1 protein-coding gene is annotated in these 236 nt (G+C 63.6%); it reads left to right on the top strand.

Annotated features, from left to right (window positions below; all coding sequences use genetic code 11):
• A partial coding sequence (locus SB725_RS33885; protein WP_410923783.1) for an RHS repeat domain-containing protein occupies positions 1-236 on the top strand: 236 nt, incomplete at both ends.

The raw sequence follows: 236 nt of genomic DNA, 5'->3' as shown, positions 1-236 counted from the left end.
GAAGTGATGCGCACACAGGGGCGGTTGACTCAGCGTTCCGCATACGATCCGCTTGGTCGGAAAGTCTGGCAGTCGGCAGGATTCCAACCCGAAGCGCTGGGTCGTGGGCGCGGGCACTTGTGGCGGAATTACGGGTACGACGCCGCTGGCGAGCTCATCGAGATGAGCGACGGCCTCCGTGGCAGTACGCAGTACAACTACGATCCTGACGGGCAGCTGACCCGGCGGGTGAACAC

The sequence above is a fragment of the Pseudomonas sp. SIMBA_041 genome, assembly GCF_046535095.1.
GTDB classification, from domain to species: Bacteria; Pseudomonadota; Gammaproteobacteria; order Pseudomonadales; family Pseudomonadaceae; genus Aquipseudomonas; species Aquipseudomonas mucoides.
This window is presented reverse-complemented; position numbering and strand designations above follow the sequence as displayed.